At 30.4% G+C, this 24,682-nt stretch carries 24 protein-coding genes and 1 tRNA gene; 16 read left to right on the forward strand and 9 right to left on the reverse strand.

Going from position 1 to position 24,682, the window contains the following annotated elements:
- Positions 1-56 precede the first annotated feature (56 nt).
- The 7 genes from ACIJYH_RS02905 to ACIJYH_RS02935 all read left to right on the forward strand — a co-directional run bounded on the left by ACIJYH_RS02905 (position 57) and on the right by ACIJYH_RS02935 (position 6,531).
- Positions 57-707, forward strand: coding sequence for an O-methyltransferase (locus ACIJYH_RS02905; protein WP_435163873.1), 651 nt, complete (start codon positions 57-59; stop codon positions 705-707).
- Positions 707-1,615, forward strand: a complete 909-nt coding sequence (locus ACIJYH_RS02910; protein ID WP_435163875.1) for a rhodanese-related sulfurtransferase — start codon at positions 707-709, stop codon at positions 1,613-1,615. Before ACIJYH_RS02905 ends, ACIJYH_RS02910 begins: the two co-directional genes overlap by 1 nt.
- Positions 1,616-1,622: 7 nt before the next feature.
- On the forward strand, positions 1,623-2,993 hold the full coding sequence (locus tag ACIJYH_RS02915; protein ID WP_435163878.1) for an MATE family efflux transporter: 1,371 nt from the start codon (positions 1,623-1,625) through the stop codon (positions 2,991-2,993).
- Positions 2,956-3,435: a thermonuclease family protein gene (locus ACIJYH_RS02920; protein WP_435163881.1), complete on the forward strand. Its 480-nt coding sequence runs from the start codon at positions 2,956-2,958 to the stop codon at positions 3,433-3,435. Before ACIJYH_RS02915 ends, ACIJYH_RS02920 begins: the two co-directional genes overlap by 38 nt.
- A gap of 44 nt (positions 3,436-3,479) precedes the next feature.
- Complete coding sequence (locus ACIJYH_RS02925; protein WP_435163884.1) at positions 3,480-3,989, forward strand: TRAP transporter small permease subunit; 510 nt, start codon at positions 3,480-3,482, stop codon at positions 3,987-3,989.
- 2 nt (positions 3,990-3,991) lie between these two features.
- Positions 3,992-5,329: a TRAP transporter large permease gene (locus tag ACIJYH_RS02930; protein ID WP_435163887.1), complete on the forward strand. Its 1,338-nt coding sequence runs from the start codon at positions 3,992-3,994 to the stop codon at positions 5,327-5,329.
- Between the two features lie 125 nt (positions 5,330-5,454).
- Positions 5,455-6,531, forward strand: coding sequence for a C4-dicarboxylate ABC transporter (locus tag ACIJYH_RS02935; protein ID WP_435163890.1), 1,077 nt, complete (start codon positions 5,455-5,457; stop codon positions 6,529-6,531).
- A gap of 45 nt (positions 6,532-6,576) precedes the next feature.
- On the opposite strand, the gene ACIJYH_RS02940 is transcribed toward ACIJYH_RS02935, so the two are convergent.
- Entirely contained in the window at positions 6,577-7,332 is a 756-nt protein-coding gene (locus ACIJYH_RS02940; protein WP_435163893.1) for an SDR family NAD(P)-dependent oxidoreductase, read from the reverse strand.
- A gap of 1 nt (position 7,333) precedes the next feature.
- Entirely contained in the window at positions 7,334-8,710 is a 1,377-nt protein-coding gene (locus tag ACIJYH_RS02945) for an aldehyde dehydrogenase family protein (RefSeq protein WP_435163896.1), read from the reverse strand.
- Positions 8,711-8,781: 71 nt separating this feature from the next.
- Between ACIJYH_RS02945 and ACIJYH_RS02950 the strand changes: the two genes are divergently transcribed.
- Positions 8,782-9,948, forward strand: coding sequence for an iron-containing alcohol dehydrogenase (locus tag ACIJYH_RS02950; protein ID WP_435163899.1), 1,167 nt, complete (start codon positions 8,782-8,784; stop codon positions 9,946-9,948).
- Positions 9,945-10,733: a glutamine amidotransferase-related protein gene (locus ACIJYH_RS02955; RefSeq protein ID WP_435163902.1), complete on the forward strand. Its 789-nt coding sequence runs from the start codon at positions 9,945-9,947 to the stop codon at positions 10,731-10,733. Before ACIJYH_RS02950 ends, ACIJYH_RS02955 begins: the two co-directional genes overlap by 4 nt.
- A gap of 4 nt (positions 10,734-10,737) precedes the next feature.
- Here the strand turns inward: ACIJYH_RS02955 and ACIJYH_RS02960 are convergent, their stop codons facing one another.
- The 6 genes from ACIJYH_RS02960 to ACIJYH_RS02985 all read right to left on the reverse strand — a co-directional run bounded on the left by ACIJYH_RS02960 (position 10,738) and on the right by ACIJYH_RS02985 (position 17,402).
- Entirely contained in the window at positions 10,738-11,409 is a 672-nt protein-coding gene (locus ACIJYH_RS02960; protein ID WP_435163905.1) for an amino acid ABC transporter permease, read from the reverse strand.
- Between the two features lie 99 nt (positions 11,410-11,508).
- Positions 11,509-12,276, reverse strand: a complete 768-nt coding sequence (locus ACIJYH_RS02965) for a transporter substrate-binding domain-containing protein (RefSeq protein WP_435163908.1) — start codon at positions 12,274-12,276, stop codon at positions 11,509-11,511.
- Positions 12,277-12,310: 34 nt separating this feature from the next.
- Entirely contained in the window at positions 12,311-12,874 is a 564-nt protein-coding gene (locus tag ACIJYH_RS02970) for a sarcosine oxidase subunit gamma family protein (RefSeq protein ID WP_435163911.1), read from the reverse strand.
- Positions 12,867-15,872, reverse strand: coding sequence for a sarcosine oxidase subunit alpha family protein (locus tag ACIJYH_RS02975; RefSeq protein ID WP_435163914.1), 3,006 nt, complete (start codon positions 15,870-15,872; stop codon positions 12,867-12,869). Before ACIJYH_RS02975 ends, ACIJYH_RS02970 begins: the two co-directional genes overlap by 8 nt.
- Position 15,873: 1 nt before the next feature.
- A complete protein-coding gene (locus tag ACIJYH_RS02980) occupies positions 15,874-16,149 on the reverse strand; it encodes a sarcosine oxidase subunit delta (protein ID WP_435163917.1) in 276 nt (91 codons plus the stop codon).
- Positions 16,149-17,402 carry a sarcosine oxidase subunit beta family protein gene (locus ACIJYH_RS02985; protein ID WP_435098396.1) on the reverse strand — a complete coding sequence of 418 codons (1,254 nt, stop codon included), beginning with the start codon at positions 17,400-17,402 and terminating at the stop codon, positions 16,149-16,151. The genes ACIJYH_RS02980 and ACIJYH_RS02985 overlap by 1 nt, the downstream gene beginning before the upstream one ends.
- Before the next feature lie 67 nt (positions 17,403-17,469).
- Between ACIJYH_RS02985 and ACIJYH_RS02990 the strand changes: the two genes are divergently transcribed.
- Positions 17,470-17,561: transfer RNA gene (locus ACIJYH_RS02990), tRNA-Ser, on the forward strand.
- Here ACIJYH_RS02990 and ACIJYH_RS02995 read toward each other — a convergent pair.
- Positions 17,562-19,781 carry a lytic transglycosylase domain-containing protein gene (locus ACIJYH_RS02995; protein WP_435163920.1) on the reverse strand — a complete coding sequence of 740 codons (2,220 nt, stop codon included), beginning with the start codon at positions 19,779-19,781 and terminating at the stop codon, positions 17,562-17,564. It abuts the tRNA gene before it with no gap.
- A 43-nt stretch (positions 19,782-19,824) separates the two neighbouring features.
- Between ACIJYH_RS02995 and dapA the strand changes: the two genes are divergently transcribed.
- From dapA to ACIJYH_RS03025, 6 genes are read left to right on the forward strand one after another with little or no spacing between them, the layout of a single operon-like run.
- Positions 19,825-20,706, forward strand: a complete 882-nt coding sequence (gene dapA / locus ACIJYH_RS03000; protein ID WP_435163923.1) for a 4-hydroxy-tetrahydrodipicolinate synthase — start codon at positions 19,825-19,827, stop codon at positions 20,704-20,706.
- Positions 20,706-21,176, forward strand: coding sequence for an SsrA-binding protein SmpB (gene smpB, locus ACIJYH_RS03005; protein ID WP_435163926.1), 471 nt, complete (start codon positions 20,706-20,708; stop codon positions 21,174-21,176). Before dapA ends, smpB begins: the two co-directional genes overlap by 1 nt.
- Positions 21,142-21,654 carry a 2-amino-4-hydroxy-6-hydroxymethyldihydropteridine diphosphokinase gene (folK, locus tag ACIJYH_RS03010; protein WP_435163929.1) on the forward strand — a complete coding sequence of 171 codons (513 nt, stop codon included), beginning with the start codon at positions 21,142-21,144 and terminating at the stop codon, positions 21,652-21,654. The genes smpB and folK overlap by 35 nt, the downstream gene beginning before the upstream one ends.
- A 19-nt stretch (positions 21,655-21,673) precedes the next feature.
- The gene (locus tag ACIJYH_RS03015; RefSeq protein ID WP_435163932.1) at positions 21,674-23,419 is read left to right on the forward strand and encodes a RelA/SpoT family protein; all 1,746 of its coding nucleotides are present in this window, start codon (positions 21,674-21,676) and stop codon (positions 23,417-23,419) included.
- Positions 23,376-23,963 (forward strand): orotate phosphoribosyltransferase, encoded by a 588-nt coding sequence (gene pyrE, locus ACIJYH_RS03020; RefSeq protein WP_435163935.1) that lies wholly within the window; start codon positions 23,376-23,378, stop codon positions 23,961-23,963. Before ACIJYH_RS03015 ends, pyrE begins: the two co-directional genes overlap by 44 nt.
- Positions 23,960-24,679 (forward strand): pyridoxine 5'-phosphate synthase, encoded by a 720-nt coding sequence (locus ACIJYH_RS03025; protein WP_435163937.1) that lies wholly within the window; start codon positions 23,960-23,962, stop codon positions 24,677-24,679. The genes pyrE and ACIJYH_RS03025 overlap by 4 nt, the downstream gene beginning before the upstream one ends.
- The last annotated feature ends 3 nt before the right edge of the window (positions 24,680-24,682 follow it).

Consider the following 24,682-nt stretch of genomic DNA (forward strand, 5'->3'; position numbering starts at 1 on the left):
TAAAAACTAATAATTTTTGTATTTAATAATCTTAATCAAAAACGATAAATGTTTTTATGGGAAAAAATCTTGAAATAACAGAAAAATTACAAAGTTATATCAATGACTTTGGACTAAAGTTAAATCCAATTCAGCAAGAAATAATTAATTACAATAATACTTTAGGGGACATCAAAAGAATGCAAGTTGATCCATCTCAATGTTTTTTTTTGCATTTAATTATAAAAATTTCAAATATAAAAAATGTACTAGAAATTGGAACTTTTACAGGGTTAAGTGCGCTTTCAATTTCACTTGCTTTACCAGAAGATGGCAGGCTTATAGCGCTTGATAAAAATGAAAAAACTAACAATGTGGCATTAAATTTTTTTAAAAAAGCAAACCAAGATCACAAGATTAAAACAATTATAAAACCAGCTTTAGAAAGCTTAGAAGATCTTAAACATGATAAATTTGATATGGTTTTTATTGATGCAGATAAATTAAATTACAAAGAATATTACGAAAGATCATTAAAGCTAATTGATAAAGGTGGTCTAATAATTATTGATAATGTTTTGTGGCATGGAGAGGTTGCTGATAAGAAAAATTTAGACAAATATACAGTAAACATAAGAGAATTTAATGCCCATATTGCTAATGATAACCGAGTTGAGCAAATTATAATTCCTTTAGGAGACGGCATGACAGTTTGTAGAGTTTTATAATGTTTAAAGTTTTTGGTTTTTATAAATTTGTAAAAGTAACATCTTTAAAAAAGAATAAAGATTCTATGCAAAAATTCTTTATTAAAAATAATATAAGAGGAACTATTATTATTGCTAAAGAGGGCTTAAATGGAACTATATCTGGTCAAGTTAAAGATATAGACAAAACAATTAAAAAACTTAAATCTCTATTTTCATTTAAGAATTTTGATAATAGCAATAATTCAAAATCTTCATTTCAACCTTTTCACAAACCTAAAGTAAAAATTAAAAAAGAAATTGTCCCAATGAATTTAATATTAAGTTCTAAAGAAAGAAATTTGGAAACACATTTAGATCCAAAAGAATGGAATAAATTAATTAAAAAAAAAGATACACACATAATTGATACAAGAAAGCCATTTGAATTTGATGTAGGAACATTCAAAAAATCAGTAAATCCAAATGTAAATAATTTTAGAGATTTTCCTGAATACTTGAATAAGCTAAAAAAAAATAAACCAGTAGCTATGTTTTGCACAGGTGGTGTTAGGTGTGAAAAGACATCTGTATATTTAAAGAATAAAGGTTTTAAAAATATCTATCAATTAAATGGAGGTATTTTAAATTATTTAAAAAATATTAAGCAAAAAGATAGTATGTGGAAAGGGGAGTGCTTTGTTTTTGATAACAGAATCAGTCTTAAACATGGTCTAAAAGTTGGAAATTATTTTATGTGTAGTGGTTGCAGAAAACCAATTTCACCTAAAGAAAAAAAATCAAAAAAATATGAAGAAGGTGTTTCTTGTCCAAAATGTCACGATAATTTGACAAAATCTCAAAAGGTAAGATTTAGAATGAGGCAAGAACAAATAAATCTTGCTAAAAAGAGTGGTTCAAAGCATATATTCCAAAAAGAATATAAATAAAAATAAATTGTCTAAACAAATAAATTTAACAAAAGATCCTATATGGGACCTTCTAAGAAAAGTAACCATTCCTGCAAGTGTTGGTTCGTTATTTCAAACTTTTTATAATTTAGTTGACACTTGGTTTGCTGGTAGAATTTCAGCAGAAGCTATAGGAGCCATTGCTAAATCTTTTCCTATATATTTTGTAATCATTGCTGTTGGTGTGGGTATTGGTGCTGCTACTAACGCTTGTATTGGTAATTTATTAGGTGAGAAAAAAATCAAAAAGGCCTCACTATTTATTGCGCAATCTGTAATTTTTGCAATACTGACTTCTGTAATAGTAACTTTATTTGGTTTAAATGCTTCCAACTTTCTCTTAGGCGTGATGGGATCTGATGCAACAGGTGTAGCTCTTACAAGAGAATATTTAGATATTATTTTTTACGGTACATTTATTGTAATGATTCAAATTTCTTTGAATGGTGCCTTAAATGCGCAAGGTGATACTAAAAGTTATAGAAATGTATTAATTTTTAGCTTCTTTTTAAATATTTTTTTAAACCCATTATTTATTTGGGGTTATGGTTTTGTCCCAGCTTTTGGAATTGGTGGTCTTGCTATAGCAACAGTAATTTCACAATCAATAGGAACATTTTATTTAGCCTATAAGATCAATTCATGTAAATTAAGAAAGTATTTATACATAAAGTGTTTTGTTCCTAACTTTGTTATGTTGAGAGAATTATTTACTCAAGCCTTACCCATAATGTTTAGTATGTTGTTTATAGGTGTTGGTATATTCAATATTTTATATTTTATCGGTCAATTTGGTGAACTAGCTACCGCTGGGTATGGTGCTGCTTTAAGAGTTGAGCAAGTATTTTTATTACCAGTCATTGGTTTAAACACAGCAGTTCTTTCTATAGGGGGTCAAAATTTTGGAGCAAAAAAATTTAATAGAATAAGAGAATTATACTCAAAAGCTCTTTTGTTTGGTTCATCTTTTATGGTTGGGGCAGGAATAATATTATTTTTTGGCTCAGAATATTTTGTATCTCAATTTACAGATAACGCAGAAGCAATTAAACACGGTGCTATTTATCTTAAAGTAGCAGCATTAATTGGCCCTATTTATCCAGTATTTTTTATTACAACAGCGGTATTTCAAGCTCTTAAAAAACCAATTTATAGTCTGTATTTAAGTATTCTACGATTAACTGCATTTCCATTTTTATCTTTATGGTATGTGATTAATATTAGAGGGGGTGATTATAATGATATATTTTATACAATAATGGCAACTAATTGGGTTATGGGTATTGCTTTAATCATCTTCATTGGATATTTTTTAAATAATGTATTTAAGCAAAAGAAAAGCCATTTTAGTTATTAGTACTTCAGTACTAGTCCTTTTTTTCACTTATACTGACACCAAGTCACAAGATATTAAAATAACGGATGGAGATACAATCAAAATTAATGGCGAAAAAATTAGATTTAGTGGCATAGACACGCCAGAATTAAAACAAAACTGTATTAAAGAAGGTCAGAGCAACCCTTGCGGAATAACAGCCAAACAAATTCTTGTAGACAAGATTGGAAATAACAAAGTTATATGTATTAGTGAAGGTAAAGATAAATATAAAAGAACTTTAGCAGAGTGTTTTGTAAATGATGAAAGTTTATCCAGTTATCTTGTTAGAAGTGGTTATGCATTTGCTTATAGAAAGTATTCAAAAAAGTTTATCCCAGATGAAGATTATGCAAGAATTAATAAAATTGGTATATGGGGCATGAAATTTAAGTATCCATGGGATTATAGAAGAAATAATTAAAGTTTGATTGAAATTTCTATATGAATTATACATTTTAGTACTTTATGCCAAAAATATTTTCAATTTATGTAAGTATAATAGATTCAATTTGTATTAGAGTAGGTAGGTTTGTGATGTATGGAGTTTTCTTCATGATGTTTCTTTTAATTTTATCATTTGTTACAAGAAATATTGTCAATTACCCTTTAATGTGGATTATAGAAATGGCTCAATTTACCATTACGGCATATTATCTTTTGGGTGGTGGTTATTCAATGCTCGCAGATGATCATGTAAGAATGGATTTATTTTATGGAAAGTTATCAAAAAAAGGAAAAGCTAAAATGGATATTTTTACAAGTTTTTTTCTTATATTCTATTTAGCTATTTTGTTTTTTGGATCAATAACTAGTTTAATTTACACTATTGACACAAAACAAAAACTTTTTACTGCTTGGGCCCCTTATGTTTGGCCTATCAAAACCTTAATGTTAATAGGAATTTTGTTAATGCTTCTTCAAGCCTTTTCTTCATTGTTTAAAAATATAGCTTACGTAAAAAATAGAAAAATATAATTATGTTAGCTCAATATTTAAGTTATGAATTTATTGCTCTTTTCATGTTTGTAACAATGCTTGTTATGATGTTTACAGGTCAAAGAGTTTTCGGTGCTATTGGATTTGTTGCTGCAGCTTCAGCATTATTGATTTGGGGCGATGGTTCTCTTGAAATGCCTTACACCGCGACATGGAAACTTTTTAAGTGGTATCCAATGTTAACTTTGCCATTGTTTATTTATATGGGTTTTATGATTTCAGAATCGGGCATTGCAAGTGACCTTTATAAAATGTTTCATGTTTTATTTGGTGGATTAAAAGGAGGTCTGGCTATTGGTACGATGTTCATGATGGTCGCAATTTCAGCTATGAATGGTTTAAGTGTTGCTGGTATGGCAATAGGTGCAACTATAGCTATCCCTGAAATGCTGAAAAGAAATTACGACAAAAGAATGATCACGGGCGTTGTTCAAGCAGGTAGTTCGCTAGGTATTTTGATTCCACCAAGCGTCGTTATGGTCTTATATGGAATGATTGCGCGTCAACCTGTTAGTAAATTATGGATGGCTGGAATTTTACCAGGGTTATTAATGGCCTCTTTATTCTTGATATATATTTATGTGAGATGCAAACTACAACCTGAACTTGGACCACCATTACCTAAAAAAGATAGAAATATTTCAACTTTAGAAAAAATTAAATTACTTAAGGCAGGAGTAGTACCTTTTTTAATTTTTTTTCTCATGACAGGATTATTTTTAATGGGTATTGCAAGTTTAGTTGAATGTTCTGCAGTAGGTGCATTACTAGCAACATTAGCTTCTATTTTTAAGAAAAGATTCAACAGAAAAGTATTAGATGCTACTTTAAAAAAGACATTAGGTGTTTCTTGTATGTTTATGTGGATTATATTGGCAGCTTTAACTTTTGGTGCAGTATTTGATGGTTTAGGGGCGGGTAGAGCCATTGAAACATTGTTTATCGAAAGATGGCAACTTTCACCATGGGGTGTTTTAATTATGATGCAACTTTCATATATTCTCATGGGAATGTTTTTAGATGACACGGCTATGCTTGTAATAGTTGCGCCTCTTTATGTACCTTTAATTATTGCATTAGGTTTTGATCCAATTTGGTATGGGGTTCTTTATACGATTACTTGTCAAATTGCTTACATGACACCACCATTTGGATACAATCTATTTTTAATGAGAGCCATGGCTCCAAAAGAAATTTCTTTACAAGATATTTATAGCTCAATAGTTCCGTTTGTATTAATAATGGTTTTTGGCCTAGCTATTGTCATGATTTTCCCTGAGATAGCTACGTATCTTCCTGAAAAGTATTTATCAAGATAAAATTCAACTCATAGTTTAACTAAATCTTTTTTTTTAAATTTATTTATTAAAAAAATAAAATATTAAGTTTCATATCATCAAAATTTATAATAGTCTTTTATCTTAACTTACGTAAAGGAGATCACGTGAAAAAAGATAAAAAAATAATAACGAACAAGAGGCGTTCATTTATTAAGAAAACAGGTTTACTAACCTTAGGAGCTGCAGGTGCTACTACTATTAAAGCGCCTTATGCTTTTTCAGCAACAAACCCGATTAAATGGAGATTACAGACATATTCTGGAGCTCCTCTTGGTGCACACGTTATCAAACCACAAATAGAAGCATTTAATAAAGCTGCTCATGGTGAAATGGAAATTGAACTTTATTATGCGGATCAATTAGTTCCAACTGATGAGCTGTTTAGAGCTATGCAGGCAGGTACACTTGATGCGGTACAAAGTGATGATGCTACAATGGGATCTCCAGTGGATATTTCTGTGTTTGGAGGATACTTCCCATTTGCAACTAGATACAGCTTGGATGTACCGGCTTTATTTAAATATTATGGTTTAAATGAAATTTGGGATGAAGCCTACAGTGAAGTTAAAGGTGTTAAATGGCTAAGTACAAGTGCTTGGGATCCATGTCATCTTTTCACTGTTAAGAAAAAAGTTACTTCTTTAGCAGATATGAAGGGATTAAGAGTATTTGGTGTCCCTACAGCTGGTAAATTCTTAGCTCAATATGGTTTAATTCCAGTAACAGTTCCTTGGGATGATGTTGAAGTTGCTATGCAAACAGGAGAACTTGACGGAGTATGCTGGTGCGGATTTACAGAAGCATATGAAGTGGGTTGGGCTGACATTTGCAAATATGCACTAACTAACTCTGTTACAGGAGCTTGGTTTGGTTCTTATTTTGCTAACCAGAAAAGTTGGGATAAATTAAGTCCTAAGCTTCAAGCACTTTACAGAATGTCTATTAATGATTCACATTATTATAGACAAGTTTGGTATTGGGGTGGAGAAGCTAAACTTCGTGTTGAAGGTAAGAAGATGGAACTTACAAGTCTACCTGACAACGAATGGGGAAAAGTTGTAGAAGATTCCAAAAAGTTTTGGGACGATACTTCAAAAATTAGTCCTCGTGCCAAAAAAGTTGTTGATGCATTCAAAGCTTATGCTTCAACAATGGACAAAGCAGGATATCCTTATAGATAAAGATTATATTTTTAGGCGCTTTTTTTTAAAGGCGCCTAATTAAAATTAAGGCTTTGATGTAATACCACCATCAACAATCAGTTCAGTCCCAGTAATATAATTAGCTTGATCACTTAATAAAAACATAGAGGCATTTGATATATCCTCAGGTTTACCAACTTTATTTAATGGAATAAATTTTTCTAAATTTTTTTTTGTTTTAGGATTTTTTTTCCATCTAATTTGCATTCCAGTATCTATAGGTCCAGGTAAAATTATATTTGATCTAATTTTGTTTCCAGCAAACTGAATCGCAAAAGATTTAGAAAGTCTTATCATAGCAGCTTTTGATGCCCCATATGCGTCTTGAGGTTTATCATCACCTGATAACGCATCTATAGAAGAAATATGAACCATTGATCCAAAATTATTTTTAATCATTTTAGGAACAATAATTTTTGAAAGGAAAACCATTGGTTTTAAATTGATTTGAAAAACTTTATCCCAAATTTTATCATCTATATTAATGGCTGATATATCTCTATCAAACCAAAGAACACCTGTGGTGTTGACTAAATAATCTATACTTTTATTCTTTTTGTAAAATTTATCGATATGAGTTTTCATCGACTTAAAATTTGTTACGTCAACTTTTTTAAATTCACAATTTTTATTTTTTTTTAAAAAATCAAAACTAGGACTTTTAAGGTCCAACATCAAAACAGAAATATTGTTTTGAGATAATTTTTTGGAAATTTCTAAACCCATTCCTCCAGATGCACCGGTAATTATAGCTGATTTTCCTTTGTAACTTAATTTCATGTTATTGTTCTTTTCTTAAATGAAAACTTTTTGGAGCTGTTAATTTTTCATAAGCAATCTCAGATAATGAGCAGCCTTTTCCAGTTTCTTTAACACCAGTCCAAGAAAGAGCTGGATCTAAATAATCACATCTATTCATATAGAAAGTACCCGTTTGAACTTGATTACCTATTTTTTCAGCCACACCTATGTCCTTAGTCCAGATAGAAGCTGTTAAACCGTAGGGACTGTCATTCATCAATTTTATAGCCTCGTTTTCGTCTTTAACTTTCATTATACCTACACATGGTCCAAAAGTTTCCTCTGTCATGAAACTCATATCATGATTAACATCAATTAAGACTTGAGGTACTAAATAATTTTTATGCTTATTGGGGAAATTAAATTTACTTTCATCAATCATTTTTTTTGCCCCCTTATCAATAGCATTATTCATTTGATTTAAGATAAAATCAGCAGCTGATAATTTTACAACAGGACCTAAATTAGTATCTTTATCCAAAGGGTCTCCAAGTTTATAATTATAAGTTTTTGAGGCAAACAGTTCTATAAAACTATTATAAATTTTTTCATCAACATAAATTCTTTCAATTCCACAACAAGATTGACCGGAATTAAAAAAAGACCCATCTACTAAATTTTCAACTGTTTTTTCTAAATCACAATCGTGTCTTGCATATGCTGGATCTTTACCGCCTAATTCTAAAGCCATATCTATGAACTTGCTGTGAGTTGCTCTTTGTACATCATATCCAGCTTTTACCGAGCCAGTAAATGACACAAAGTTAATTCGTTTATCAGAAACTACTTTTAGACTGTCTTCATGATTTAAATGCAGGTAATTGAAAACATCTTTGGGCAAAGTTTTTTTTGCTGACTCATATAATTGTTCAGCGCACAAAGGTGTTTGTGCGGAATGTTTAAGGATAACTGTATTACCAGATGCCATTGCTGGTATTATAGAGTTAACAGCAACAAGATACGGATAATTCCAAGGTGCAATTACAAAAACTACTCCTAAAGCCCTTCTTTTAATAAAACTTTTAAAATTACTATCTTTAGCTACATCAATATTTTCTAATTTTTTTTCCGCTATTGATAGCATATAGTCAGCTCTTTCTTTAAAACCATTTAATTCACCAACAGCTTGTGAAATAGGCCTTCCTATTTGTCTGCTTAATTCTTCACTTATCATGTCACCTTTAGATAGGAAATCTTCAACAAATTTTGTTAATAGTTTAACTCTTTCTTTAACATCTAGTTCAGCCCAAGATTTTTGTGCTTTCATTGAATTATTTATAGTTTGTTCAATTTTGTCAGAGTGATATTCTCTCTCAACATAAACAGTATTATCAATAGGTGTAATTGTTTTTTGCATAAATATTTTAGTTAAAATTAATTAAGAAAATGATATACAACATCTAATTTCATATAACATTAAATATTATTATGCAAAAATACAACTGGAATTATCCAACAACAATGTGGGTAGGTGAAAATAGAATTAATGATATTGCCTTAGCTTGTCAAAACTTAGGTATTTCAAAACCATTATTAGTAACAGACAAAGGTTTGGCTGAAACCGATATTGTTAAAAATACTTTAACAATATTAGAAGATAATAAAATTTCCACAGAATTATATTTTAATGTCGTTGGTAACCCGACAGGAACAAATGTAACTGAGGGTGCCAATTATTATAATAAAAATAGTTGTGATGGAGTAATAGCTTTTGGCGGTGGTAGTGGCCTAGATGTTGGTAAAGCTATTGCGTTTATGTCTGGTCAAACATTGTCATTATGGGATTTTGAAGACGTAGGAGATAATTGGACTAAAGCTAATTCTGATAAAATTGCTCCAATTATTGCTGTTCCAACAACTGCTGGGACTGGTTCTGAAACAGGACGTGCATCTGTAATTTTAAATGAAGAAACAGGTGTAAAAAATATAATTTTTCATCCTAAATTTTTGCCATCAATAGTTATTCTTGATCCTGTTTTAACACTTGGTTTACCTGCAAAAATTACCGCCGCAACAGGAATGGATGCTTTAGCTCATAATTTAGAAGCTTATTGTGCTCCAGGATATCATCCGATGGCCGATGGTATAGCACTAGAGGGTATGAGAATAATTAATGAATGGTTACTTGAAGCTGTTAACAATGGTTCAAATATAGAAGCACGTCAAAATATGCTTACAGCTGCAAGTATGGGGTCAACTGCATTTCAAAAAGGATTAGGTGCAATTCATTCATTGAGCCATCCTGTAAATGCCTTAAATAATATTCATCATGGTTTATCCAATTCAATATTCATGCCTTATGTATTAACTTTTAATAAAAGTGTTATTGAAAAGAAGATAATAAAAATTTGTAATTACTTGGAGCTTGATGAACGATCTTTTGATGGTTTTGTTAAATGGGTTTTAGATTTAAGAAAAAAACTAGATATGCCTCATAAACTATCTGATGTGATTGATGAAAAGGATTTTGATCTTGATAGGTTGTCAGAAATGGCTTTAGCAGATCCTTCTACAGGCGGTAATCCAAAAAAATTGACCAAAGAAGATATGAAAATAATGTATCAGCATAGTATGACTGGTGAATTGTTTAAATGAGTAATTTAAATATTTTAATTGTTGAGGGTAATATTAGAGAAGATAGTGAGTTTTTTATTAAAGCTGCTGGAGCCTCGGCAGCAGATAATTTAAAAAATTTAATTTTAAAAATAGATCCGTCAACAAATGCAGAAATTATAAATCCTGGTCATGACGATGAAACAAGTAATGCCATTAAAAATATGAGTAAATATAATGGTATTATTTTTACAGGTGGCGCAATGAGAATAAATGATATGACCGATGTGATTAAAAAACACATCAATTTTGCATCAAATTGCTTTAATCAAAATAATAAGATCCTAGCAATTTGTTGGGGGTTACAAGTTTGTACGACAGCAGCAGGAGGTAAAGCAAATCCTGGAAAAAATGGTGCACATATTGGAATTGCATCTGATGTGATCATTAACAATGAAGGTCATAAACATTTTATATATAAGGATAAAAAAAATAAATTTACAACACCAGCATTTAACTTTGATGAAGTTAGTGAATTACCAAAAAATGCTACTCTTTTATCAAGTGATAAAGTTAATAATGTAATGGGCATGTGTTTTAATGTAGGAAATTCTGAAATCATAGGCTTACAATATCATCCAGATTATGAATATTATCAGATGATTAATCTAATTGCAGGTCGAAAAGAGAGATTGTTTAAAAATAAAAATTTTTTAAATGAAGAAGAATATCAAAAACACATTTCATACATAAAAGCTGAAAATGAATTATTAAATTTTGAAGATCGAACTTGTGAAGTTAGGAATTGGCTAAATCATATTAAGTAAAAATTTATTTATCTTTTAATCTTTTTTCAAGCTGTCTTACAAAAAATGAAACAATCAGAATAAGAACTAAGTATTCTAGTATTAAAAAAGTATAAATTTCCAAAGGCCTATAGGTTGTGACTACCAATTCATTTGCTTTTCTAGTCAAGTCACCAATACCAATAATTGATACTAATGAAGACATTTTTAATACATAAACAAATTGATTCCCTATAGCGGGTAAAATATTTTTTATTGCTTGAGGAAGTATTACCAGCCTTAATCTTTTGAAAAAATTTAGACCTAATGAGCTCCCAGCTTCCCATTGTGCTTTTTTAATTGAATTTATACCAGCTCTAAAAATTTCTGCCTGAAAGGCACTTTCACTTATAGCCAATGCAATTATTCCAGAAACAAATGGACTAAAACTAATACCGGTCATTATTGGTAATCCATAGTAAATCCATAAAATTAAAACCAATAATGGCACTGCTCTTACAATCTCAACATAACCAATATTAACAAAGGTTAAAAATTTATTTTTAGCCAAAGAGGGGATAGCTATTATCAAGCCTAATAACATCGATATAGCTATCGATATTACAGAAATATAAATAGTAGTTGTTAAACCACTTAACAAAAATTTTAGATTTGTTAATCCCTCAACATTATTTGGTGAAATAATAAACCACCCCAATTCTTGATTTGTGCAAGAAGAGAATGGAATTATTAAAAGTAAAAAAAAATATTTTTCACTCTTAAAGTTATAGAGAATTAAAAATAAATATCTAACTGATTATAAGCTCTTAAGATTATATTTTTCCAATAACTTTTTAAAGAAACCTGAATTTTTTTTCTTTTCAATCCAGTTGCTTACATAATCATTCCAAACAATATCCTTTTTAGGAACCATCATAGCTAAAAAGGCGGGATTTTTTTCACCATCTTGAACAATTGCTAATTGAGGATATTTAATCACTAATTTGTTAGCCTCTGTAGAACTAGTAATATTTCCATCAGCTCTACCCGCTAAAACTTCTTGAAAATCTCTAGCTGGAGCCTCAACTGATTTTAAAGTAGATTTTGGAAAAAATTCTTTTGCCTTTTGCTCTTGAGAAGTTCCAAGTGTAGTTGCTATTTTAACATCATCTTTATTCAATGAGTCCCAAGTTGAAAATTTGTTTAAATTCTTTTTAAGCACAAGTGGCACCGTACCATACTTATAATATGTAGAAGTAAAGCCAGCAACTTCTGCTCTTTTAGCCGTTTTAGTAACGCTTGTTGAAATATCATATCTGCCAGAAGTAATTCCTGATACTATAGTCTTCCATTCTGTCGGAACAAAACTAACTTTTACGCCCATGTCTTTAGCCAATTCATTCATTACGTCGATATCAAAACCCTTATATTTATTTGTGGCAGGATCTTTCATTGTCATTGGATCCCAGTCTCCTGTGGTTCCAACTTTTAATTCACCAGATGCTAATATTTGATCTAGTTTAGAGTCTGCGTTAACTGAAAAGGGCAAAAGCACTATAAGTGCAAGTAAAATAAGTTTTTTCATGACTTCTTTTAACCAAAAATAATTAAGAATAACCTTATAACCTTGACGCACTATCATTCATCCAAGAGTACAAATGCTCAGAAAATGAACGTCTAACAAATAAATTAGCTAAATTTTCACCTTTATTATGAATTATTACATCAATATTGTTTAGCAATGTTTGTGTAGTAGACCCTTTTTTTTCTTTAAAATCATTAAAATTAAACGGACTACCAGAAGAAAATAGCTCATATATATTTGCTCCCTTCAATTCTAACATCACAAACTGATCAGTTACATCTACAACTGCACCCAAACTAGTTTTTGAAATACTATTGTACAGATTTTCTTCAAGATCATATTTATTTGTATCTTTTTCAATTTTATCATTTGATACAACCAACCATTCATCAGGACTAAGCCAAATAGATGTGAGTTTTGAGCTAGAAGAAGATGTATTTGCTTCTGTCGGCAAAATCATATCCAGATGTTTTCCAACTGTAGTAAAGAATTCTCTTTTACTTCCTCGTAAATTAAGTTTCATTATAGGAGATATTTCTTTTATGGATAAATCGTTATAGTTAATCTGATTATCAATCGGTGAATTATAATTAAGCATTTAACCTCTTATTTTCTGTGTCAAAAAAAACTGGATTTACTATAGTGACATTGATTGTTTTATCTTCCATTGGAATAAATAATTTTTTCTCCATCATATTTTTTCCACCTCTTACAACAGCTAAAGCAATAGATTTTTTTAAATTTGGACTGTAGTAACTTGAAGTTACATGACCAAGCATATTAACTGGAGATTGATTTAAATCAGAAACGATTTGAGCACCTTCTTCTAAAACTATATTTGGATCATCTGTTAAAAGTCCAACTAATTGTTTACGCTCTTCTTTCATTGTATCAGATCTATAAAGTGATCGTTTACCGATAAAATCATATTTCTTTTTGCTTACTATCCAATCCATTTGAAGATCAATAGGTGTCATCGTTCCATCAGTGTCTTGACCCACTATTATAAATCCTTTTTCTGCTCTTAATAAGTGCATAGTCTCAGTTCCATATGGTGTAATGTTAAACTCCTTACCAGCCTCCATACATTTTTCCCAAATAGCTTTACCATAATTAGATTGAACATTGATTTCATAACTATGCTCACCAGTAAAACTAATTCTCATAATTCTACATTTAATATTTCCAATCTGAGCATCTTTAAATGACATATGAGGGAAACTTTCTTCAGATAAATCTAAATCAGGAATTAATTTATTTAAAATTTTCTTACTATTTGGACCACAAATACTAGCTGTAGCAAAATGATCAGTGACAGAAGTCAGGTAAACATCTAGTTCAGGCCATTCGGTTTGTAAATAATCTTCAAGTTTACCTAAGACATTGGCAGCACCACCAGTTGTTGTAGTCATTAAATAATGATTTTCTCCAAGTTTCGTTGTGACACCATCGTCATAAACCATTCCATCTTCATTAAGCATCAAACCATATCTGCATTTACCTATGCCAAGTTTTGACCAGGCATTTGTATAAACTCTGTTTAAAAACTCTGAAGCATCAGTACCTTGAATATCAATTTTACCTAAAGTTGATGCATCTAATATTCCAGCACTTTCTCTAGCGGCTGTGCTTTCTCTTTGAACTGCTTCATGCATTGTTTCACCATTTGCAGGGTAATACCAAGCTCTCTTCCATTGACCAACATTTTCAAATTCAGCTTTATTTTCTATGTGCCAATCGTTCATAGGAGTTCTTCTAAAAACATCAAAGTATTCACCAACGTTTCTTCCAACAATTGTTCCAAATGTTAACGGTGTGTAGGGAGGTCTAAAAGTTGTAGTTCCAAGTTCACCCATCTTTACACCAGCTGTATCAGCAATTATTCCAAGTGCATGCATATTTCCAAGTTTACCTTGATCTGTTCCCATTCCAGTTGTTGTATATCTTTTCACATGTTCAATTGATCTAAAACCTTCTCTCAAAGCTAATTTTATATCTTTAGCTGTTGCATCATTTTGATAATCAACAAATGGTTTGGTTTTCCCAATTGGTTTATCTGATGGTAACAACCAAATATTTCTTTTTGAATTTTCTTCTTCACTTTCTATCAAGATATTGTCAAAATCTGTCTTATCAATTTTTAAAAATTGTTTTAAATTAGTTGATAAATTACTAATAATTTCTTTTAACTTAAAATCACCATTACAAGATCCAACACTCAATTGTTCAGACGGATATTTATTTGGCAAAAATACGTTATCATTTTCATCAAACTTTAATTTTCCACCAGATTGTGTAAATAAATGAACAGCTGGTGTCCAACCACCAGCAACACCCAGACAATCACAAGAAATATTTATCTTACTACCGGTAACAGATAAACCGTCATTAGATAACTTCATAGCAGAGATACCGCTTAATCGTTTATACCCTCTTGTATCAACTATTGTATGAGACCAATGAATTTTAATTCCTGCTTCCTCTACAGCTTTTACAATCTTTGAATTTGAACTTTCTCTAATATCAATTATTGCTTCGACATTTATTCCTTTGTTGTGAAGACAAAAAGCACTTTCGTAAGCACTATCATTATTAGTAAAAAAAATATTTTTTTTACCAGAAACTACGCCATAAAAATCTGCATATTTTTTTACTGCTGATGAAAGCATAATTCCAGGTCTGTCATTATTATTAAAGATCAGTGGTCTTTCTAAAGCACCTGTTGCGAGAATAACTTTTTTAGCTCTTATTTTTAAAAGTCTTTGTCTGATTTTTCCTTGTTTATCTTTATTATCTAAATGATCTGTTAAGTTTTCTCTTGCTAATAAATAATTGTATCCATGAAACGCAGCAACACTAGTTCTTGTTTTAATTTCAAGATTTTTTATATTTTTTAATTCTTTAATTTCTTTTTTAAGCCAATCAGATGAATTTTGATTTTTAATTCTATCAAATTCATTGTTTTGATAAATTGTTGATCCACCCAATTCATTTTTTTCATCAACAAGTAAGGTTTTTAAATTATTTTTAGCAGCATTTCTTGCAGCCAATATTCCTGAAATACCCGCACCAACCACTAATACATCACAATGAACATATCTGTGGTCATATACATCAGGGTCTTTTTCAGTTGGTGATTTGCCTAATCCAGCTGAGTGCCTGATTACATATTCATATTTCTCCCAGAAACTTGCGGGCCACATGAAAGTTTTATAATAAAATCCAGCTGGTAAAAAAGCTGAAATAGCATTATTAATTCCTCCTATATCGAAATTAACACTAGGCCAGCAGTTCTGACTAGCAGCTTCTAAACCCTCATAAATTTCTACTTCAGTAGCTCTTACATTGGGTTCCGTTCTATTTGTGCCATCACTTATTTGAACAATCGCATTTGGCTCCTCAGAACCAGCTGTCATTATTCCTCTTGGTCTGTGATATTTGAAACTTCTTCCAACTAAATGAACGTTGTTTGCAAGCAGAGCTGATGCAAGCGTATCTCCTTTCAATCCATGATAATTTTTTCCATTAAATTTAAATGAAACTCTTACAGTTTCATCAATAAATTTACTTGGTTTTACTCTAAAATCAGTCGACATATTATTTGCTAGGGGGTTTTTCACCCATCTTATAAATTAATTTAATTTGATCATTAGATGTATCTCTAACCATATTAAACCATTTTCTACACCCGTGTGCGTGGTTCCATCTCTCAAATTGAACGCCTTTAATATTTTTTCTCATGAATAAATATTCTGCCCATTCATCGTCACTTAATTCTGTTGGCTGTTTTGGTCTTTCTATATGAGCTTCCCCACCAGCTTTAAATTCCTGATGATCTCGCTCTCCACAATATGGACAATTTATTAAAAACATTAATGAGCAACCGCTGCAGCACCATGTTCATCAACAAGGTCACCACTTATAAATCTATTTAAATTAAATGCAGCATTAAGTTTATGAGGCTCATCATTAGCTATTGTATGTGCAAATAAATCACCAGAACCTGGTGTTGCTTTAAATCCACCTGTTCCCCAGCCACAATTAAAATAAAGCCCTTTAACAGATGTCTTACTTAATATTGGGCTAGCATCAGGACAAATATCTACAATACCTCCCCATTGTCTTAGCATTCTCATTCTACTAAAAATTGGATAAAGTTCTAAAATTGCATTTAATGTTCCTTCAACAATTTGATGACTTCCTTTTTGTGAGTAAGAAACATAATCATCTGTACCTGCACCTATAACCAGTTCTCCTTTATCAGATTGACTAACATAAGCATGTACTGCATTTGACATTACAACTGTATCAATTATTGGTTTAACAGGTTCTGATACTAAAGCTTGCAAAGGTTTACTTTCAAGAGGTAATTTTAATCCTGCCATGTTTGCTATAACACTTGAGTGTCCAGCGGCAACCACTCCAATTTTTTTAGTTTTTATAAAACCTTTTGTAGTTTCAATACCATCGACACTATCTCCGTTTCTACTAATTCCCTTAACTTCACAATTTTGAATTATATCAACACCCATTTCATCCGCACCTCTGGCATAACCCCATGCAACAGCATCATGTCTCGCTGTGCCAGCTCTTCTTTGTAATGTGCCACCTAATACAGGGTATCTGATGTCAGGTGATGTATTTATAATAGGACAAAATTTTTTAACTTCTTCTGTACTGAGATAAACAGCGTCTATACCATTCAATCTGTTAGCATGAGTTCTTCTTTTTAAATCTCTCACATCTTGCAAATTATGAGCAAGATTCATTACACCTCTCTGGCTAAACATTACATTGTAGTTAAGTTCTTGAGATAAACCCTCCCAAATTTTTAAAGCATGATCGTAAAGACCAGCACTTGCATCCCATAAATAATTTGATCTAATTATTGTAGTATTTCTCCCAGTATTACCTCCACCAATCCATCCTTTTTCAACAACAGCAATATTTTTCATGTTATGTTTTTTTGCCAAGTAATAAGCTGTTGCTAATCCATGACCACCTCCACCAACAATAACAGCATCATATTCTTTCTTTGGAGCTGGATCTTTCCAAGCTCTCTGCCAATTCTCATGATGTGAAAGAGCATTTTTGATCAAGGAAAATACTGAATACTTATTTTTCATAATTATCGAATAATTACTTTATAAATATTGAATTTTCAATACAATCACTTAATACACTATGTCATACGGAAGAGTGGGTGAGAGGCTGAAACCAGTCGTTTGCTAAATGACCGTGCGAGGAAACTTGTACCGAGGGTTCGAATCCCTCCTCTTCCGCCATCAAAATAGAGGCTGGTCTCTGAAAAAGTCTTTCATTAGGATGGGTTTTTTCTCTAAAATATATCTATAAACATTGTAATTTTCCAAGACACGTTGAACGTAGTTTCTTGTCTCTCTAAATTTTATCAACTCAACCCAGTCAACATAATTAATTTGATTTTTTTGTGGATTCTTGTTTAATTTTTTCCAATATTTAACTCTATTAGGACCAGCGTTGTATGCTGCTACAGCGAAAGGGTAGGCTCCATCATATTGTAAAATTAAACCAGCAATATAGTGAGACCCTAAATTAATATTGTATTCTGGATCAGTAGTTAATCTTGATTTTGAATACGGAAGTTTAGCCTGTTTGGAAACTAATTTTGCAGTGTAAGGCATTAACTGCATTAAACCTTTTGCCCCCGCATGACTGTTAGCACTTAAATCAAATTCACTCTCCTGTCTTATAATAGATAAAATAAAAGCACTTTCTGGAATCTTTCGACCATTAATAGCTTTTGGTGTACTAATTATTGGATAGTTATATTTATTATGAAATCTTTTTTGATAAGATGATATTTTAGAAATTTGTATTGCAAAATCGTATCTTTCAATATTGGTTGCAAGTTCAGCAGCTAAAATTTCACTTCCTTTGCCAATATTATCATTAGCCAAATGTCTTAAAACAAACTTACTATATTTATCTTTTTTTAATTCGTCTAAAAGATAAGTTATCTTCACTAATTCTTTATTAAAAAAAATATATCTATATTTATTGTCCACCAACATATCTTTATTTAGCTCAAATTCTTTATTCGGATTTAATTTTAAAAAAGCTAATTGACCATAGTAAGTAGTAAGATATTTTGCAGCCTCATTATACCAAGTAGTTGATTGTTCACGATTGCCTAATTTTTCAAAAGCTCGTCCCAACCAAAACGCACCACGAGAGGTGCTTATAGGATAATTAACATTGTTGTAAAAATTTTTAAAATGGTCTTTTGCAATTAATGGATCATTTAAAAAACTCAATGCTATCCAACCGCTCATCCATTCAGCAGCAGCATAATCAGCGCCTTCTACCATTCCATGGTTGCTTGAAATTTTATAAGCATTTTCATATTTTTTCTTATAGATAAGAGCTCTTGATATAATTTCTCGCTCTTTCCACCATTTTTCTGGACGGACTAAATACTCTTTGTTATTTTTGATTTCTAATAAAATTTCAACAGAAGAATCTACACGACCTCTTTTTCTTCTCCATTTAAGCCTATCATAATTTAAGCCTGCATCATTTTTAAATTTATCAGGAACATTTTTTATTGCCTGATCAACACCATAACCTTTTGTCATTAAAATTTGTCTAGCTGTATATAAAAGTTCATAATCCTTTGGTAGATACCTTAATAATCTTTTTAAGTCCCAGTGCTTACTATTCCAAGCTAGATTATCAGCTCTTTTTATGTAATCATCTGCATTAAGGTACTTTCTAAATTTTTTTCTAAAAAATTTTAATTCATTTTTTGATAAATCTGCTGTAATCCATCCATCTTTAATAAGCTTAATCCCTTTGGTTTTATCTCCTGTTAAAATTAAACTTTCACCTAATATCATCATTCCATAGCCACTTGATGGGCTATTCTCATCAAACCAATTAATGATTTTTTTTGGAGATATTTTTGCTGTAGATAATTTGTGTTCTGCAAGATATCTTAATCTACTTATTCTTGGATATTGACTATTCTGATCAATAAAAATTTTGTAATCATAGAATGAAGCTTGATTACCTGCTGTTAAAAGATATCTCCATTTAATAAAATTATATATAGATTTATCTTTTGCTTTTTTTGCAATTTTAAGCGAAGAGGTCCATCTACTTTTTTGCATTTCAGAAATTGCTTTTTTTGCAATACTAAAATCTTTTTTGCTATAATATTTAGATAATTTGACACGTGTTGTGCCTTTTTTTCCTACTACGGTCGGTTTTTTTTTGGGAATTTTAAAAGATAAATTTGAAATTTTTTTGGGTTCAACTGTTATTTTTTTCTCGACATTTTTTTTTTGATTTTTGTTTGGTTTTTTTATGGGTTTAAGAATATTCTTGGATATCTTTTTATTTAATTCATCCCTTGATAAATCTGGTTTTTTTAAAGGAATAATAGATATGACTTCTGCTGACACTTGATTGAAATTTGTTAAAGTTGATATGATTAAAGATATAAATAATAATATTTTCAGCATAATCTTTTAGTATATGAATCTTTAAACTATGTTATAAGTATTTATGTTCAAAGGATCAAATGTTGCTTTAATTACTCCATTTAAAAATAATGGATTGGATGAGGAAGCGTATATTAGATTGATACATTTTCATATTGATAATGGCACAAGTGGCCTAGTACCCGCTGGTACAACCGGAGAATCTCCAACACTTAGTCATGAAGAACATCAAAGAGTTATTGATCTTTGTATAAAAGAAAGCAATGGTAAAATACCTGTCATCGCAGGAACTGGCTCGAATTCAACAGAGGAAGCAATTTCGTTAACATCTCATGCTGAAAAAGTAGGGGCAAATGGAGCTTTAATTGTTACACCATATTATAACAAGCCAACACAAGAAGGCTTATATCAACATTATAAGGCTATCAACGATAAGTGTGGAATTCCAATTATAATTTATAACATTCCAGGTAGGTCAGTAATTGACATGTCTGTTGATACAATGGCAAAACTTTTTGAATTAAAAAATATTGTAGGTGTTAAAGATGCTACTGGTGATCTCGATAGAGTTGATCAGCAACTGTCTAAAATGGGAAAAGAATTTATTCAATTGACTGGTAATGATGATAATGCACTTGAGTTCAATAAAAGAGGTGGTGTTGGCACTATTAGTGTAACTGCAAATATAGCTCCTAAGTTATGTTCTGATTTTCAAAAATTGTCAGTCTCAAATAATCAAGATGATATTAGCGAAGCTAGTAAATTAGATAGTATTTTACAGCCAGTCCACAGTGCAATGTTTATTGAAAGCAACCCAAGTCCAGTCAAATATGCTGCAAAATTAATGAACTTATGCGATGATGCTGTAAGACTGCCTTTAGTAAAAACTTCTAATAATGCCAAACCTATAATTCAAAAAGCTTTAGAATCAGCAAAATTGATTTAATGAATAAAAAAACCAATCCTGGTTTAAAGATTATTTGTTTAAACAGAAAAGCAAGTTTCAATTATTTTTTTGAGGATCTTTTAGAGGCAGGCATTGTTTTAAAAGGATCCGAAATAAAATCTATTAGAGATGGCAAAGTTAATATTGCCGATTCTTATGCAGTTGAAAAAAATGGTGAATTAATCTTGATTAACTCCCACATAGCAGCTTATAAACAGGCAAGCTATTCAAATCACAATCCAACCGATGAAAGAAAACTTTTATTAAATAAAAAAGAAATAAACAAATTAATTGGTAAAATGCAAAGAGATGGTTTTACGATAGTCCCCACAAAAATGTATTTTAAAAAAGGAAAAGCTAAAATTGAATTAGCAGTTGCAAAAGGGAAAAAACAATTTGATAAAAGGGCTACGAAAAAAAATAGAGATTGGAACCGTGACAAGGCAAGATATATCAGAAAATCAAGTTAAGAATGTTTTTCTAGGCATAGGTTCAAACCTAGGAAAAAGATTTTTAAACATAGAAAAAGCCAAGTCTCTTTTAATGGAGAATAAAATAAATTTTATTTCTGTATCAAGTTATTATGAAACACCCTCTTGGCCAAATCCTAAAAATCCAAAATTTATCAATATTGTTTTAAAAATTGAGTGCTCATATAAACCTAAAGAATTGTTGAATTTATGCAAAATAATAGAAGCTAAGTTAGGAAGAAGAAAATCCCCTAAAAATTCACCTAGAGTTTGTGACATAGATATAATTGATTTTAATGGGTTAGTATTAAAAGAAAAACTAAAACTTCCTCATGCTATGATGCACCTGAGAAATTTTGTTTTAATACCATTGTTTGAAATTCAAAAGAAGTGGGTCCATCCTATTAAAAAAATGGATATAAAGAAGTTAATTTTATCCCTATCAAATAAAGATATTAGATCTATTAAACAAATTTAAATTAATGTTATAATAAATAATGCTTAATTCGAGTGATTTAATAAACAAGGTCAAAGTTTACAACAAGTTTTTAAATCCAGAAAGATTAGATAAAGCTTTTAATTTTGCTATTAAAGCACATCAAAATCAAAAAAGAGCATCAGGAGATCCTTATTCAGTACATCCTATAGAGGTAGCAAATATTTTAACTGAACTAAAACTAGACAGCGCAACAATAACAACTGGTTTACTTCATGATACTATTGAAGACACGTTTGCCACATATGAGACTATCAAAAGCGAATTTGGTCATGAAGTAGCTGAATTAGTTAATGGTGTTACAAAAATTTCAGTTTTTGAAAATACAGCAGGGTCAAATTCAAAAGTAGAAAATTTTAGAAAATTAATATTAGCTACATCAAAAGATATACGTGTTTTATTAGTAAAAATCGCTGATCGTCTTCATAATATGAGAACTATTAAAGCAATTCCTAAAGAGGAAAAGAGACAAAGAATAGCCCAAGAGACTATGGAAATTTATGCACCACTAGCTGACAGAATGGGAATGCATAGAATAAGAGATGAACTTGAAGATTTGTCTTTTGAAATTTTAAATAATGAAGCAAGAGAATTAATTAAAAAAAAACTTGATGAAATTAAATCAGATAAAAAAGATCTTTTTGAGTCACTATCTTTTGAACTAAGTGAAATTTTAAATGACAATTATATTAATGCTGAAATTCACGGTCGTGAAAAAACACCATTTTCAATTTGGCGTAAAGTTCAAAAAAAAAGAATTTCGCTAGAGCAAATCACAGATATTATTGGATTTAGAATTACACTAAATTCAGTAGACGAATGCTATAAAACTCTTGGTATATTTCATAAGAAATGGAACTGTATACCTGGTAAGTTTAAGGACTATATATCTTCACCTAAAATAAATGGCTATAAGTCACTTCACACATCTGTAATTGGCTCTAATAAAAAACCAATAGAAATTCAAATTAGAACACATGAAATGCATGAATTTGCAGAGAGAGGAGTTGCCTCTCATTGGAAGTATAAATCCTCTGAGAAATTTAATTCTTTAAGTTGGAAAGAGTATGATTGGTTAAAAGATCTTGTTGAAATTATTGAAAAAAATGAAAACCCAGAACATTCTTACGAGTATACCAAACTTCAAATGTTCCAAGAAAATGTATTCTGCTTCACTCCAAAAGGTTCAGTTATCAAATTACCAAAAGATGCTACCCCAATAGACTTTGCATATGCTGTTCACACAAAAATAGGTAATACAGCTATAGGATGTGAAATAAATGGAAATAAATCAGAGTTACAACAAGTTTTAAGAAATGGAGACAGAGTTAATATAATTACTTCTAAAAATCAGTCACCATCGCTGCATTGGATACCAACAACAAAAACAGGTAAAGCAAGGTCTGCTATAAGAAGATATTGGCACGACAAAGGTGAACAAAAAGAGGAGAAAATTAAGAAATATAATACAACCTTATGGATTTCATTACCTGATCAGCCAGGTCAATTGGGTGACATAAGTTCTTTGATTGGTAGTCATAAGCTTAATATTTCAAATGTTGAAATGGCAGGTAAAAATGCAAAGTATATCAACTTTAAATTTAGATTGATAATTACCAATCTAAAAAACTTCACAAATTTTATTGCAGAGCTTAAGCAAAAAGGTATAAAATTTAAGATAATTAGACACGAAGATAAAAGAAATGCTTTCACTCAAAAAATCCTTAGATATTTTAAAAAAGACTAATGCTCTTTTAGAGGGTCATTTTGTACTATCTTCAGGGCTGCATTCTTCAAAATACATTCAGTGCGCCAAATTATTAAGTTTCCCATATTTAGCAAATGAAATTTGTAAATCATTAGCCAACAAAATTAAAAAAAAATATAATAAAATTGACCTGATCTTGGCGCCAGCAATGGGGGGAGTGATTATAGGTTATGAAATTGGTAAACTTTTAAAAAAAGAAACAATTTTCTGTGAACGAGTTAACGGTAAGTTTAAATTAAGAAGAGGATTTAATATTAAAAAAGGTGCCAATGTTCTAATTATAGAGGATGTTATAACAACAGGAAAATCTAGTCTAGAGTGTGTTAAATTGATAAAAAAAGCCAATGCCAAACTTTTGGGTTTTGCATCTATTATAGATAGATCAACAATTAAATCTCTTAAAATAAAAACAGGAATTATTTCACATTTAAAAATCGAAGTTCCAACTTATAGTGAAAAACAGTTACCACAAAAACTTAAGTCAATTCCTATTACCACACCAGGAAGTAGATTTATTAAGTGAAAAAATTAGGTGTAAATATAGACCATATAGCAACCGTTAGAAATGCTAGAGGCGAACATCATCCAGACCCATATTATGCAGCATTACAAGTTGTCAAGATGGGTGCTGACTCAGTAACTATTCATTTAAGAGAAGATAGAAGACATATTAATGACTTAGACGCTAAAAAAATTTGTAAATCAAAAAAAGTTTTGGTTAATCTTGAAATTTCTATGAATGATCAAATTGTTAAAAATGCTTTAAAAATAAAACCTGATTATATTTGTTTTGTTCCCGAAAATAGAAAAGAGGTCACAACTGAAGGTGGATTAAATTTAATCAAAAATAAAAAAAAAATAAAAAATATAATTGAAAAATTTAAAAAAAATAAAATTCGTACAAGTTTATTTATAAACCCATCCATTAGAGATATTAGAATGTCTAAGGAGCTTAATGCTGATTGTATTGAAATTCATACTGGTAAAATATCAAATTTAATTAAGTCAAAGAAAAGATATAACGTTGAATTGGACAGAATAAAAAAGTGCTCAAAACTTGCAAAAAAACTAAACTTAGAAGTTCATGCTGGCCATGGATTAGATTACAAAACAACAAAAATATTATGCAAAATTAAAGAAATTAAAGAATTTAATATCGGTCATTTTATAATTGGAGAGTCTATTTTTTTTGGTTTATCAAGTGTAATAAAAAATTTTAAAAAGATAATTAAAAATTAATTT

Source organism: Candidatus Pelagibacter bacterium nBUS_25, from assembly GCF_051200975.1.
Lineage (GTDB): Bacteria > Pseudomonadota > Alphaproteobacteria > Pelagibacterales > Pelagibacteraceae > Pelagibacter.

Excerpts from the sequence above, each read along its gene's own strand:
- ACIJYH_RS02945 (WP_435163896.1), bottom strand. The coding sequence starts at position 8,710 with ATGCAAAAAACAATTACACCTATTGATAATACTGTTTATGTTGAGAGA.
- ACIJYH_RS02975 (WP_435163914.1), bottom strand. The coding sequence starts at position 15,872 with ATGTCGACTGATTTTAGAGTAAAACCAAGTAAATTTATTGATGAAACT.
- ACIJYH_RS02930 (WP_435163887.1), top strand. The coding sequence starts at position 3,992 with ATGTTAGCTCAATATTTAAGTTATGAATTTATTGCTCTTTTCATGTTT.
- ACIJYH_RS02940 (WP_435163893.1), bottom strand. The coding sequence starts at position 7,332 with ATGAAATTAAGTTACAAAGGAAAATCAGCTATAATTACCGGTGCATCT.
- ACIJYH_RS02995 (WP_435163920.1), bottom strand. The coding sequence starts at position 19,781 with ATGCTGAAAATATTATTATTTATATCTTTAATCATATCAACTTTAACA.
- dapA (WP_435163923.1), top strand. The coding sequence starts at position 19,825 with ATGTTCAAAGGATCAAATGTTGCTTTAATTACTCCATTTAAAAATAAT.
- ACIJYH_RS02970 (WP_435163911.1), bottom strand. The coding sequence starts at position 12,874 with ATGCTTAATTATAATTCACCGATTGATAATCAGATTAACTATAACGAT.
- ACIJYH_RS03015 (WP_435163932.1), top strand. The coding sequence starts at position 21,674 with ATGCTTAATTCGAGTGATTTAATAAACAAGGTCAAAGTTTACAACAAG.
- ACIJYH_RS02920 (WP_435163881.1), top strand. The coding sequence starts at position 2,956 with ATGTATTTAAGCAAAAGAAAAGCCATTTTAGTTATTAGTACTTCAGTA.
- ACIJYH_RS02955 (WP_435163902.1), top strand. The coding sequence starts at position 9,945 with ATGAGTAATTTAAATATTTTAATTGTTGAGGGTAATATTAGAGAAGAT.
- smpB (WP_435163926.1), top strand. The coding sequence starts at position 20,706 with ATGAATAAAAAAACCAATCCTGGTTTAAAGATTATTTGTTTAAACAGA.
- ACIJYH_RS02910 (WP_435163875.1), top strand. The coding sequence starts at position 707 with ATGTTTAAAGTTTTTGGTTTTTATAAATTTGTAAAAGTAACATCTTTA.
- ACIJYH_RS02905 (WP_435163873.1), top strand. The coding sequence starts at position 57 with ATGGGAAAAAATCTTGAAATAACAGAAAAATTACAAAGTTATATCAAT.
- ACIJYH_RS02985 (WP_435098396.1), bottom strand. The coding sequence starts at position 17,402 with ATGAAAAATAAGTATTCAGTATTTTCCTTGATCAAAAATGCTCTTTCA.
- ACIJYH_RS02925 (WP_435163884.1), top strand. The coding sequence starts at position 3,480 with ATGCCAAAAATATTTTCAATTTATGTAAGTATAATAGATTCAATTTGT.
- pyrE (WP_435163935.1), top strand. The coding sequence starts at position 23,376 with ATGCTTTCACTCAAAAAATCCTTAGATATTTTAAAAAAGACTAATGCT.
- ACIJYH_RS02950 (WP_435163899.1), top strand. The coding sequence starts at position 8,782 with ATGCAAAAATACAACTGGAATTATCCAACAACAATGTGGGTAGGTGAA.
- ACIJYH_RS02965 (WP_435163908.1), bottom strand. The coding sequence starts at position 12,276 with ATGAAAAAACTTATTTTACTTGCACTTATAGTGCTTTTGCCCTTTTCA.
- ACIJYH_RS02980 (WP_435163917.1), bottom strand. The coding sequence starts at position 16,149 with ATGTTTTTAATAAATTGTCCATATTGTGGAGAGCGAGATCATCAGGAA.